Genomic DNA, 12,974 nt, shown 5'->3' with positions numbered 1-12,974 from the left:
GGCGGGGCGCGTTTGCCCCATGATTTGGAGGAAATCATGCATAAGAGAATGCTTGCAGCGACGGCTTTGCTGTCAATATGCCTGTGCTCGGCGGCATCCGCCGAAACCGTCAGCATGTGGGTGCGTTCGGGCAGCGGCGGCGGCGCCTTCAAGGCGGTCATCGACGCCTATAACGCGGTCAATCCCGACAAGGTCGAGCTCACGGAAATCCCTTCGGACCAGATGGTCCAGAAATATGCGACGGCGGTTGCCGGCGGCCAGGCGCCCGACGCGATTTCGCTGGACCTGATTTACACCCCGTCCTTTGCGTCCGCCGGTCAGCTCGAGGACATGACCGACTTCGCCAAGTCGCTGAGCTATTTCAACGCGCTGGCCCCCGCTCACGTCAAGCAGGGCACCTATGAAGGCAAGGTCTACGGCCTGCCGCTCTTGGTCGAGACCTCCGTCTTCGCCTGGAACAAGGGCCTCTACAAGAAGGCTGGCCTTGACCCCGAGAAAGCACCGACGTCATGGGAAGAGATCACCGCCAATGCCGAGAAGATCCGCAAGCTCGGTGGTGATGACTACGGCTTCTATTTCTCGGGCGGCGGCTGTGGCGGCTGCATGATCTTCACCTTCGCGCCCCTCGTCTGGGGTGCCGGCGCGGATATCCTCTCCGAGGATGGCAAGACCGCGGCACTGGATACTCCCCAGATGCGAAAGGCCGTCGAAGACTATCGTGCGATCGTCAAGTCGGGCGCCGTGCCTGCCAGTGCCGCGACCGATAACGGCGTGGACTTCCTGAAGTTCCTCGGCGGCAAGATCGGCCAGCAGAGCCTTGGCGCGTTTGCCATCGGCACCATGATCACGCAGCATCCGGAGCTCGACTTCGGCGTGACGATGATCCCCGGCGTCGACGGCAAGCCGTCGTCCTTTGCCGGCGGCGACAATATCGTCGTCACCAAGGGCACGCCGCATGTCAGCCAGATCCAGAAGTTCCTGGAGTTCGTCTATTCCGAGGAGGGACAGACGATCATGGCCAAGAACGGCAGCCTGCCGACGCGCACCGATATCGCCGAGCAGGTCCTGAAGGGACAGGATCCGCGCCTGCTCGTGGCCGCCGATGCGATCAAGGTCGCCAAGACGCCCTACACGCTGCAGTTCAACGATCTGATCAACAGCCCGAACAGCCCGTGGTCGCAGTTCATCAACGCCGCCATGTTCGGCGATGATGTCGACGGCGCCTTCGCCAACGGTCAGGCCGACATGCAGTCGATCATCGACAGCGCGCAATGATCTCGATGATCTGAGATTAAGGGTCGGGATCATCAGGCGGTCCCGACCCGACACATCGCAATCGCTCGCCATTTCACAAACTGAACGAGATCAACGATGACGACTGAAATCATCTCCGTCTCTCCGAAGCGCAGGCGGCGGCGGAGAGGGGGCTGGCGGGGCGTTGCCTATATCGCGCCCGCAATCGCCCTGGTGACCGTGTTCTTCGTGCTGCCGCTCCTCTTCACCGTGTGGATGAGCCTGCACCGCTGGCCCCTCATGGGATCGCCGCGCTGGATCGGCATCGGCAACTACACGCGCATGTTCAACGATCCGCGTTTCTGGACATCGCTCGGCTTTACCGCGCAATACACGCTTGTTGTCACGATTGCGATCTTCGCGCTGGCGTTTCCGCTTGCCTTCTTCGTCGACAAGCCGCGCCGCTTCGTGTCGGGCTATCGCACCATCATCTTCTTGCCCGTCGTCATCGGCCTGGCTTCTGCGTCGCTTCTGTGGGTCTGGCTCGCCAACGTCGATAGCGGCCTGTTCTCGCCCGTCTTCGAAATGCTCGGCCTTACCCAAGGGCGACGCAACCTGCTTGCGACCTTCGACAGCGCCTTCCTGACGATCATCGTCATGGTTGTGTGGAAGGTGGCCGGCTTCACGATGATCATTCTCCTGACCGGGCTGCAGGGCATTCCATCGGAGCTGACGGAGGCCGCGCGCATCGATGGCGCCGGCGCCTGGCAGCGCTTTCGCCACCTGACACTGCCCTTGATGCGCAGAACCATGGCGCTCGCACTCATCCTGTCAGTCACCGGTTCGATCCTCGCCTTCGACCAGTTCTACATCATGACATCAGGTGGACCGCAAAACCGCATGATCTCGATCGTCTACTACATCTTCAACCAGTCCTTCGTGTCGTTCAATCTCGGCTACGGCGCGGCTCTTTCCATCGCGCTGCTCGTCATCCTGGTGGCGCTCAGCATCGTGCAGCTCTGGCTGCTGAAAGTTGGGGAGGACCGTCCATGACCGGCCGCACAGCCCTTCGCGCCCGCCGCAATGCAAGGCGCGCCACGAGCTATCACGTCGCCGGTGCCGCGATCGTCGTGTTCTTCCTGGCGCCGTTTGCGATCATGTTCATGTCCTCGTTCCGCCCACGCAGCGAAACGGCGCTACCGCCATGGCCGCTCACCGGCATCAGCGAATTCAGCGTCGATGCCTACAGGACGCTCGACACGTTCGGCGCCGGCATCTGGCACCACATGTTCAACTCGCTGATCGTGTCTGTCGCGACGGTGGTGCTCACGGTGGCGATCAGCCTGCTCGCCGGCTACGGCTTCTCGCGTTATCGGTTTCCGTTCAAGAACGTGCTGTTCATCCTGATCATCGCCACCTTGATGATCCCGTTCCAGTCGATCCTGACGCCGCTCTTCATCATTCTCTCGCGGCTGGGGCTCAACAATTCGCTGTTCGGGCTGACGCTCGTCTACGTCACGTTGCAGCTGCCCTTTTCCGTCTTCATGATGCGCAATGCGTTCGACGCGGTGCCCAAGGAGATCGAGGAAGCCGCCCGCATCGATGGCGCGCGCGATCTCGGTCTGCTTGCCCGCGTGCTGTTTCCACTGGTGCTGCCGGGTGTCGTCACCGTCGCGATCTTCGCCTTCCTCAATGCCTGGAACGAGTTCTTCGCGGCACTCGTGCTTCTGTCCAGCAACGAGAAATTCACGCTGCCGGTGCTGATGACCGCCGTGCGCTCATCCAGAATGGGCGCCATCGATTGGGGCGCGGTGCAAGCCGGTGTCGTCGTCATGGTCATCCCCTGCCTGCTCGTCTTCCTGCTTCTGCAACGCTTCTACATGCGCGGCCTGATGGCCGGCGCCGTCAAGTAATTCAAAGGAGAATTTGAAACATGACTACCGAAAACAAGAGCCAGTTCCGCCCGGTCGCCGTTCCCGATGTCGAGCTCAACGGCTTCTGGGGCAAGTGGCAGGATGCGGTGTGCGATTCCACGGCGGCGATCCTGCTCGATCGCTGCGAAAAGGCCGGCATGATCCAGGCGATCGACGTGAACCAGCCGAGCCCGGGCGTCGTCATCCCGATCGACGAGAAGTGGACCGGCTCGACCCAGATGTTCTGGGATTCCGATCTCGGCAAGTCGATCGAAACCATCGCCTACTCGCTCTACCGCAAGCCGAACGCCGAGCTTGAGGCACGCGCCGATGCCATCATCGACATGTATGAAAAGCTGCAGCAGGAAGACGGCTACGTGAACGCCTGGTTCCAGCGCGTGCAGCCCGGCAAGCGCTGGACCAACCTGCGCGACCATCACGAGCTCTATTGCGCCGGCCATCTCATGGAAGCGGCCGTTGCCTATTACCAGGCAACCGGCAAGCGCAAGCTTCTCGACATCATGTGCCGTTACGCCGACCACATGATCACCGTCTTCGGCCATGGCGAAGGCCAGATCCCCGGCTATTGCGGCCACCAGGAAGTGGAACTCGCGTTGGTGAAGGTGGCGCGCGTCACAGGCGAGCAGAAATACCTCGATCTCTCCAAGTTCTTCATCGACGAGCGCGGCCGGCAGCCCCACTTCTTCACCGCCGAAGCCCTTCGCGGTGGCCGTGACCCGAAGGACTACGTGCACAAGACCTATGAATACAGCCAGGCGCATGAACCCGTGCGCGAGCAGGAGAAGGTCGTCGGCCACGCCGTGCGCGCCATGTACCAGTATTCCGGCATGGCCGACATCGCGACCGAGTATCATGACGACACGCTGACCAACGCGCTGGAGACGCTGTGGGACGACCTGACGGTGAAGCAGATGTACGTCACCGGCGGCATCGGTCCGGCGGCGATCAACGAGGGCTTCACCGATTATTACGACCTGCCCAACGACACCGCCTATGCCGAAACATGCGCCTCCGTCGGCCTCGTATTCTGGGCAAGCCGCATGCTCGGCCGAGGCCCGAACCGCCGCTATGCCGACGTCATGGAACAGGCGCTCTACAACGGCGCGCTGACCGGCCTTGCGCTCGACGGCAAGACCTTCTTCTACGACAACCCGCTCGAAAGCACCGGCAAGCATCACCGTTGGGTCTGGCATCGTTGCCCCTGCTGCCCGCCGAACATTGCCCGCCTCGTCGCCTCCGTCGGCTCCTACATGTACGCCGTCGCCGACAACGAGATCGCCGTTCACCTCTACGGTGAAAGCAGCGTCAAGGCGAAGCTCAAGGGCGGCAACGTCAAGCTGACGCAGCGCACCGATTATCCGTGGAATGGCGATATCCGCATCGACGTCGATGTTGACGGCACGGCCGAATTCGGCCTCGCGCTGCGCATCCCCGAATGGGCCGAGGGCGCCTCGCTGAAGGTGAATGGCGAGACGGTCGATCTGGCCTCGTCGGTTATCGACGGCTACGCGCGCCTTAGCCGCGCCTGGAAGAAGGGCGATGTCATCGCGCTCGATCTTCCGCTGGAGCTCCGCCCGCAATACGCCTCGCCGAAGGTCCGCCAGGACGTCGGCCGCGTCGCGCTCGCTCGCGGCCCGCTGATCTATTGCGTCGAGGAAACCGACAACGGCCACGATCTCAACGCCTTCGTCGTTCCGCAAAAGCTCGCCGGTCACCGGACGAAGACGATCGAAGGGCTGAACGGCGCGGTAGCGGTCGAGCTCGACGTCTCCAGGGAAGACGCCAGCGGCTGGAACGGTTCGCTCTATCGCACCCGTCCGGCCGAGCAGGTGCCGGCAACCGTCACGCTCGTGCCCTATCATCTCTGGGACAACCGCGAGCCGGGCGCCATGCTGGTCTGGCTCCAGACCGGGAAGTAGGCCGATGGTCCCGATGGAAACAGCGAGCGTCTCGCTCAAGGACGTGCGAAAATCCTACGGCAGCCTGCCTGTCGTGCACGGCATCGATCTCGACATCAAGGAGGGGGATTTCGTCGTTTTCGTCGGCCCCTCCGGCTGCGGAAAATCGACCCTGCTCAGGATGATCGCCGGCCTGGAGGAGGTGACCGATGGCGAGATCAGCATCAAAGGGCGGGATGTCACCGATCTCGACCCCTCCGATCGCGGCATCGCCATGGTCTTCCAGTCCTATGCGCTCTATCCGCACATGTCGGTGCGGGAAAACCTCGCATTCGGCTTGAAGATGGCAAAGACAGACGCGGCGGAAATCAAGCGCCGCGTCGATGAGGCGGCCGGCATCTTGAAGATCGACCATCTTCTCGATCGCCGTCCGGGCCAGCTCTCCGGTGGCCAGCGACAGCGCGTGGCGATCGGCCGCGCCATCGTTCGCGAGCCTGATGTCTTCCTGTTCGACGAGCCCTTGTCGAATCTCGACGCGGAGCTGCGCGTCTCGATGCGTATCGAGATCGCCAGGCTCCATCGCGAGCTCGGCAACACGATGATCTATGTGACGCATGATCAGACCGAGGCGATGACGCTGGCCGACCAGATCGTCGTGCTTCGAAACGGACGCGTCGAGCAATCGGGATCGCCACGGGAGATCTACGAAAACCCGTCCAACATGTTCGTCGCCGGCTTCATCGGCTCGCCACGGATGAATTTCCTGAAGGCCGTCGGCCAGGGGAGCGGACGTTTCGACATCGCGGCGAAGAGCTTCGAGGATCAGGGGCTGCCGGCAAGCCTTCAGCGCGGAACGGAGTTCATGATCGGCATTCGGCCGGAGCATATCGTGATCGGCGAGGCCGGCGATCGGTCGATCGCCGCGCGCGTCGAGTTCTTCGAATATCTTGGCGGTACGCGCTACATCTACTGCGCGCTTGAAGACGGGCAGAACCTCGTGGTCGAGCAGAGGGCGGGTCCCGATATCGAGCCCGGCGCGGTGATCGCGCTCGATCTGTCGTCCAGCCAGCGGCTGTTTTTCGATGCCGAGGGAGGGCGTCTGCGACATTAGGCCCGCCTTTCCAGGGCGCGCCGCCGCTTGCGCTGGTCGTTGCTATCATCCTAATACGCGGCCGCGTAAGTTTTTCGGGGCCGCGTTGAGCATGAAGTCGAAGTCCAGCCGCGCATCGCACGAGGCGATCGCACTTGCAGCTGACGTGAGCGTCAGCACGGTCGATCGCGTGCTCAACGAGCGCGGCGGCGTTACCGAGGAGAAGGCGCGTCGCGTCGTCCAAGCCGCGGCGAAACTGGGCTTCGTGCGCGTTCTTCCCGAGATCTGGCATACGACGAAGCGCATCGAAGTCATCCTGCCGAAGAACTCGACGCCCTTCTGGCAGTCGCTGGACGAGGCATTCGTGCGCCACGGCGCGGCGCTGCCACGCCACTATGTGCTGCAGCGGACCCATCTCAGGGAGAACGACGTTGCGCTCTGGCGGCGTGCGATCCTGAACCCAGCGGCACCGCGTGCGGCGTTGATCATCGCGGCCGATGCCGGGGCCGAAATGGCGCCCGCGCTGCAGGAGGTCATGGATCGGGGCGAGATCGTGGCGACCTTGACGACGGAGATCCCTGGCCTGTCCGGCCACACCCACAGCGGCATCGACAACGTGGCCGCGGGACGCACGGCCGGCAAGCTGATGGCGGGGCTGCTTCGGCGCGAGGGCGTGCTCGCCGTCCTACCGCCGCACGAGCGGCGTGTCGAGCATACACAGCGGATCGAAGGTTTTCGCCAGATGGTCGCAGACCGCTTCGAGGTACAGGTCCACCCGACCTATGATCGCAACCATCGCCTCTCCAGTCTCGTGACCAATCTGCTCGACCAACAAGGCGTCGTCGGCGTCTACGATACAGGCCATGATTCTGTAGAGATCGGCGAAACACTACGGCGACGTGCCGATCGGCCGGTCTGGATCGCGCATGAGAAGAGTAGCGTTCATCAATTATATTTGAAGACGGGCATTTTGGACTTCGTTCTCGATCAGGATCCCGATCGGCAAGCTTCCCATGCGCTTCTTGATGTTCTCAAGCGGTGCCAGGAGGAAAAATTCAGGCTTGTCCCTGTCCACAGGCCGGAATTGCGCATCTATTGCAGCGAGAATCTCTAGGCTCCGGCACGAAACCAGACAATTGACAATGAGCAAACTTGATGGACTTCCATCAAGGAACGTTGTTGCTGCATTGCGGTCGCCGCATTAGTCCTTTTGTCGCAGTGCACAAGACATCTTGTCGCGGGTGCTGCGAATTCGCCAACGGGCAAAACCAAATTCTCGGACGCGATAACGGCATCGTCGATGCAAATCGAGGTTGCCGTTGTTTCAGGCGTTCGTCGGGACACGGCATATGGAAGACAAATCACTATCAACTTTGAAGCTCGGCAGGCGCAGTGTGCTCGGCCTGGGCATCGCGGGTGTCACAGCTGCCGCGTTCGGCATCTGTCCCGGCGCGGCTTTCGCGCAGGAAGCGATCGACGAGAAGGCCTTCCTGGCGCTTTCGCAGCGCCTGACCAACCGCGCCGCACTCGATGCGCAGATCTCGGCGCGCGCATTCGCGGCCCTTTCGGCCGAGGATGCATCGTTTCCGGCAGCGGCCCTCAAGCTCAGCCAGGCGATGGAGCAAGCCGGTCTCACCGACATGCGCAACTTCAAGGAGTTCGCCGCCGCCCATCCGGATCTGTCGCCCACCGCGATGAAGATCATCTCGGCCTGGTATCTCGGCTACACCGGCACCCCCGAAGGCGAAGCCAATCATGACGATGCCCGCTTCGTCGCCTTTGCCGGCGCGCTGATGTACGAGCCGACCAAGGACGTCACCATCGTTCCCACCTATGCACGCGGACACACCAACTACTGGGTAGAACCGCCGGCAAGCCTCGCTACCGACTAACCCTCCCGCCCCCAATTCAACTCATTGATAAGCTGGCCCCGTCAGGGACCGGCCAGCCCAGGATATTGTCATGGCTACCCAATACGACGCCGACGTCATCGTCATCGGCTCCGGCGCGATCGGCAGCAACGCCGCGCATCTGCTCGCCCAACGCGGCAAGTCCGTCATCATCCTCGAAACGGGTGAGTGGATCCCGCGCTGGAAGATCGTCGAGAACTTCCGCTCCTCACCGCGCAAGAACAACCTCAACGATCCGTATCCGACATTCCCCTGGGCGATGTCGTCCTTCGACAAGGATTACATCGAAAACACCGGCAATTTTCACTACGTCCCCTATCAGTTGCAGCTGGTGGGCGGCACGACGTGGCATTGGGCGGCGGCGACCTGGCGCTTCCTGCCGAACGACATGAAGATGAAGTCGCTCTACGGCGTCAGCAATGACTGGCCGATGGAATACTCCGACCTTGAGCCCTGGTACGACTTGGCCGAGTATAATCTCGGCGTCGCTGGCAGCGATACCGACGATCAGTCCGGCCACGGCGGTGCCGCGCACCCGCCGCGTTCCAAGCCCTATCCGGTCACGGCCGAAGGCGAGACCTATTACTTCCAGCGGCTGAAGGAGCGCATCGGCGCCGAAGGTTACAACTTCATCCACGAGCCGAACGGCCGCACAAACAAGCCCTATGACGGCCGTCCGGCCTGCTCGGGCAACAACAACTGCATGCCCGTCTGTCCGATTGGGGCAATGTATTCTGGCGATGTGCATGCCCGCCACGCGCAGGACGCCGGCGCCAAGATCATCACTGATGCGACGGCCTACAAGCTGGAGAAGGGCGAGGGTGGCAAGATCGTTGCCGTCCACTACCGTTCATCGAAGGGCGCTGATGTCAGACTGACCGCGAAGGCCTTCATCGTTGCGGCAAACGGCATCGAGACGCCGAAGCTGCTGCTTCTCTCCGACGTCGCCAATTCCAACGACATGGTTGGCCGCCACCTGATGGACCACTCCGGCATCAGCCTGATCTTCACCGCCGACGAGCCGCTCTGGCCCGGTCGCGGCCAGGTGCAGCAGGGTGCGATCTTCAAGTGGCGTGACGGCGACTGGCGCGGCCAGCACTCCGCCATCAAGCATGCGCCGCACAACAACGTTCCCAACCGCGACGTCGCCGAAATGCTGATCAAGCAGGGCGTCGTCGGCCCGGAGCTCGACGAGCAGATCCGCCATCTCTCCGCCCGTTGGGTGGTGATCGAAAGCATGTTCGAGACTCTTCCGCGCGCCACCAACCGCGTGACGCTATCGACGACGAAGAAGGATGCGCTCGGTATCCCGACGCTCTCCTTCAACTACGATCTCGACGGCGACGAGTATGTCGAAAAGGCACGCGATCTGTGCATGGAAGACTACGGCACGTTCGTGCGCGCCATGGGCGGCAAGGTCATCAACGACAAGACCGGCTGGCAGAACCATGCCCACGTCATGGGCACCGTGATGATGGGCGCCGATTCCAATACCTCGGTGACCAACCACGAGGGCCGCACCTGGGATCACGACAACCTGTTCCTGTCGACGACCGGCCTCCTGCCGTCGTCGAGCGTGCTCAACCCGACGCTTGCCGGTATCGCGCTCGGCCTGCGCACCGCCGACATCATCTCCAAGGAGGTCTGAGATGCGCAACACGATCCTTTCGCTCTCGGCCGCCGCCGGCGCGCTCGTCTTCTCCGCGATGCCGACCTTCTCCCAGGATGCAGACCTCAAGGCCCTGATCGAGCGCGGACATGCCGTCTCCACCGCGTCCGACTGCATGGCCTGCCACAGGACGGCGGCGCCGGACGGCAAGCCCTTTGCCGGCGGCTACACGATCGCCTCCCCGATGGGCCCGATCGTCGCGCCGAACATCACGCCCTCCAAGGAGTTCGGCATCGGCAACTGGACGGAAGCGCAGTTCACCGATGCGGTCCGAAACGGCGTCGCGCCTCGCGGCCATCTTTATCCTGCCATGCCGTACACCGCCTATCGCGGCATGACGGATGAGGACATCCACGCGCTCTACACCTACCTCACCCACGACGTCGCGCCGGTGGACGAAGCGCCGTCGGCCAAGACGACGCTGCCCTTCCCGTTCAACCAGCGCATCGCGATGTTCGGCTGGAACCTCCTGTTCAACCGCGCCACGCCGTTCGATAGCGCCGCGGTCGCGCCGGGTGCCGCCGAGCGCGGCAAGTATCTGGTCGATGCGCTCGCCCACTGCGGCGCTTGCCACACTCCGCGCAATACCTTCATGGCCGAAGATGCCGGCCAGTATCTCGGCGGCGGCGATGTCGGTGGCTGGCATGCGCCGAACATCACGTCTGATCCGATCAGCGGTATCGGCGGCTGGAACACGCAGGAAATCGTCGCCTATCTGAAGCACGGCAATGCCGTCGGCAAATCGCAGGCGGCAGGCCCGATGGCCGAGGCTGTCGAACACAGCTTCCGCCATATGCCGGATGAGGACCTGACGGCGATGGCCGTATATTTGAAGACGGTGCCGCCGATCCGCGCCGCCGGTCAGACCGTGCCGGCCTTCGCGCACAAGGATCCGAAGCCGGATGATATCGCCAAGCTCGACTACGCGATCGACCGGTCGCCCGCCGCCATGCAGAACGGTTCGTCCGTCGATGGCCAGGAGCTCTATGTCAGCGCCTGCGCGACCTGCCACCAGCTGAACGGCTCGGGCACGGAGGACCAGTTCTATCCGTCGCTGACCAGCAACCGCGCAACCGGCGGCCTGACGGCAAGCAATCTGGTCATGGCGATCGTCGAGGGCATTCACCGCCCGACGAACGACGTCACCGTGGCGATGCCGGCCTTCAAGAACCAGCTGACCAACGCACAGATCGCCGCCGTATCGAACTATGTTCTGGCGCGCTTCGGCAATGATACGCTGAAGGTAAGCGAACAGGACGTCGTCACATTGCGCAATGGCGGGGAGACCCCGCTGCTGATCAAGGCGACCCCCTGGCTGATGTGGGGCGGCGCATGCGTGGCTGCCATTATTGTCATCCTGCTGCTTGCACTGTTCCTGCGCAGGAAGCCGGTCGCGGCCTGATCGAGAAACAAGAAAGCGCCCTTTCGACCCCGTTGAAAGGGCGCTTTCATTTCTATCGCGGCGCGGCGGCCAGTTCGCGTGCCATGTCGGCGATCAGCGTGCGCAGCCAGCGATGCGCGGGATCGTTGCGATAGCGCACATGCCAGGCCATTTCGACCGGGAAGGTTCCAAGATCGACAGGCGGCTCCACCACTCTCAGTCTTTTGTCGTCGGCGAGATGCCGGCAGATCAGGCGCGGCAAGGTCGCGCAGTAATCCGTCGCGGCGATCATCTCCGGCACGGCCAGGAAGTGCGTCACGGACACCGCCACGTCGCGCTTCAGTCCCCGCTCCTCGAGCGTGCGGAACAGGCCAGCGCGCAGCCGCCCGGGCGGCAAGACGTTGACGTGCCGCAGCTTTTCGTAGGCCGCCTTCGTCAATCGCTCTCCCACCAGCGGGTGATCGGCCCTCACCACGCAGGCAAGCCCATCGTCCATCAGATGCTGCACGACGAGATTGTCGGGCGGGTCGGTGATCCGCCCGATCACCATCGCCGTCGTCCCGGAGACCACGCCGGCCTCGGTGAGGTCGTTTCCGAAGGGCGCCAGGCGCAGGCGGATGCCCGGCGCGATTTCCCTGAGCCGTGCCACGATCGCCGGCATCAGCACGAATTCGACAAGACTGTTCGGCGCGATCAGGAACAGCCGGTCGGCCTTCGAGGGATCGAAGTTCTGCTGGCCGCGAACGGCTTCGTCGATGGCGCCCAGCGCCGCGCCGATCACCGGCGCGAGGTCCTGCGCCATCTGCGTCGGCTGCATGCCATAGCGTTCGCGCACGAAAAGCGGATCGCGCATCGTCTCGCGCAGCCGCTTCAGCGCGTTCGAAAGGGCGGGTTGCGTGATGCCGAGCTGTTCGGCCGCGCGCGTCACGTTGCGCTCCTCGAAGAGCGCCATGAAAACGGGAAGGAGGTTCAGGTCATATTGCATCCAGTTATAATCCATTGTGAATAACTGAAATCAACTAAATAAATTTCAAAAATTTCTGGAGCGGGTGCATGATCCGTTTTGTCCAGACAGGGAACAACCTGTCGGCCGGGCGTGTTGATCGCAACACGCGGTCAACCCTTTTCAAGGCTGCGCGCAACGCGGCAAGGAGATCACTATGAAGATCCTGATGGTACTCACCTCGCATGACGAACTCGGCAACACCGGCAAGAAGACCGGGTTCTGGCTCGAAGAGTTCGCCGCGCCCTACTACGCCTTCCTCGAGGCCGGCGCCGATATCACGGTCGCCTCGCCCAAGGGCGGCCAGCCGCCGCTCGATCCGAAAAGCGACGAACCGGATTTCCAGACCGCCGAGACCCGCCGCTTCAACAGCGATGCCGCGGCGCAGAAGGTGCTCGCCAACACTGTTCAGCTTTCGACGGTGAGCCAGGGCGATTTCGACGCCGTCTTCTATCCAGGCGGTCATGGTCCGCTCTGGGATCTGGCCGAGGACAGGAATTCGATCGCGCTGATCGAAAAAATGTATGCCGCCGGCAAGCCCGTCGCCTTCGTCTGCCACGCTCCCGGCGTCCTGCGCCACGTCAAATCGGCCGATGGCAAGCCGCTCGTCGCCGGAAAGAAAGTCACCGGCTTCACCAATAGCGAAGAAGACGCCGTCGGTCTCACCAACATCGTGCCCTTCCTCGTAGAGGACATGCTGAAGAACGAAGGCGGTCTCTATTCCAAGGTTGGCGACTGGCAGTCCTATGCCGTGCAGGATGGCCTTTTGATCACCGGCCAGAACCCGGGATCCTCGGTTGCCACCGCCGGCGTGCTGATCTCCAATCTGAAGGCGGCAAGCAAGGCCTGATCATAG

At 62.6% G+C, this 12,974-nt stretch carries 11 protein-coding genes; 10 read left to right on the top strand and 1 reads right to left on the bottom strand.

Annotated elements, in window-relative coordinates:
* Positions 1 to 36: 36 nt before the first annotated feature.
* From D460_RS0101060 to D460_RS32375, 9 genes are all read left to right on the top strand, one after another.
* Positions 37 to 1,275, top strand: a complete 1,239-nt coding sequence (locus D460_RS0101060; protein WP_026282658.1) for a sugar ABC transporter substrate-binding protein — start codon at positions 37 to 39, stop codon at positions 1,273 to 1,275.
* 96 nt (positions 1,276 to 1,371) lie between these two features.
* Positions 1,372 to 2,286 carry a sugar ABC transporter permease gene (locus tag D460_RS0101055; protein WP_018896632.1) on the top strand — a complete coding sequence of 305 codons (915 nt, stop codon included), beginning with the start codon at positions 1,372 to 1,374 and terminating at the stop codon, positions 2,284 to 2,286.
* On the top strand, positions 2,283 to 3,146 hold the full coding sequence (locus tag D460_RS0101050) for a carbohydrate ABC transporter permease (RefSeq protein ID WP_018896631.1): 864 nt from the start codon (positions 2,283 to 2,285) through the stop codon (positions 3,144 to 3,146). The genes D460_RS0101055 and D460_RS0101050 overlap by 4 nt, the downstream gene beginning before the upstream one ends.
* Positions 3,147 to 3,166: 20 nt before the next feature.
* A complete protein-coding gene (locus D460_RS0101045; protein WP_018896630.1) occupies positions 3,167 to 5,086 on the top strand; it encodes a glycoside hydrolase family 127 protein in 1,920 nt (639 codons plus the stop codon).
* 13 nt (positions 5,087 to 5,099) lie between these two features.
* Entirely contained in the window at positions 5,100 to 6,176 is a 1,077-nt protein-coding gene (gene ugpC / locus D460_RS0101040; RefSeq protein WP_026282657.1) for a sn-glycerol-3-phosphate ABC transporter ATP-binding protein UgpC, read from the top strand.
* Positions 6,177 to 6,267: 91 nt separating this feature from the next.
* Positions 6,268 to 7,269: a LacI family DNA-binding transcriptional regulator gene (locus tag D460_RS0101035; RefSeq protein WP_018896628.1), complete on the top strand. Its 1,002-nt coding sequence runs from the start codon at positions 6,268 to 6,270 to the stop codon at positions 7,267 to 7,269.
* A gap of 235 nt (positions 7,270 to 7,504) precedes the next feature.
* Complete coding sequence (locus tag D460_RS0101030) at positions 7,505 to 8,047, top strand: sugar dehydrogenase complex small subunit (protein ID WP_026282655.1); 543 nt, start codon at positions 7,505 to 7,507, stop codon at positions 8,045 to 8,047.
* A 70-nt stretch (positions 8,048 to 8,117) separates the two neighbouring features.
* A complete protein-coding gene (locus tag D460_RS0101025; RefSeq protein ID WP_018896626.1) occupies positions 8,118 to 9,713 on the top strand; it encodes a GMC family oxidoreductase in 1,596 nt (531 codons plus the stop codon).
* A 1-nt stretch (position 9,714) separates the two neighbouring features.
* Positions 9,715 to 11,136 carry a cytochrome c gene (locus D460_RS32375; RefSeq protein ID WP_018896625.1) on the top strand — a complete coding sequence of 474 codons (1,422 nt, stop codon included), beginning with the start codon at positions 9,715 to 9,717 and terminating at the stop codon, positions 11,134 to 11,136.
* A 52-nt stretch (positions 11,137 to 11,188) separates the two neighbouring features.
* On the opposite strand, the gene D460_RS0101015 is transcribed toward D460_RS32375, so the two are convergent.
* Positions 11,189 to 12,100, bottom strand: a complete 912-nt coding sequence (locus D460_RS0101015; RefSeq protein ID WP_026282654.1) for a LysR substrate-binding domain-containing protein — start codon at positions 12,098 to 12,100, stop codon at positions 11,189 to 11,191.
* Between the two features lie 175 nt (positions 12,101 to 12,275).
* Between D460_RS0101015 and D460_RS0101010 the strand changes: the two genes are divergently transcribed.
* On the top strand, positions 12,276 to 12,968 hold the full coding sequence (locus D460_RS0101010; RefSeq protein ID WP_018896623.1) for a type 1 glutamine amidotransferase domain-containing protein: 693 nt from the start codon (positions 12,276 to 12,278) through the stop codon (positions 12,966 to 12,968).
* The last annotated feature ends 6 nt before the right edge of the window (positions 12,969 to 12,974 follow it).

Origin of the sequence: Rhizobium sp. 2MFCol3.1, assembly GCF_000377565.1 — a bacterium.
Taxonomy (GTDB): domain Bacteria; phylum Pseudomonadota; class Alphaproteobacteria; order Rhizobiales; family Rhizobiaceae; genus Rhizobium.
Note: the sequence above shows the minus strand (reverse complement) of the source record. Positions and strands in the feature narration are given on the sequence as shown.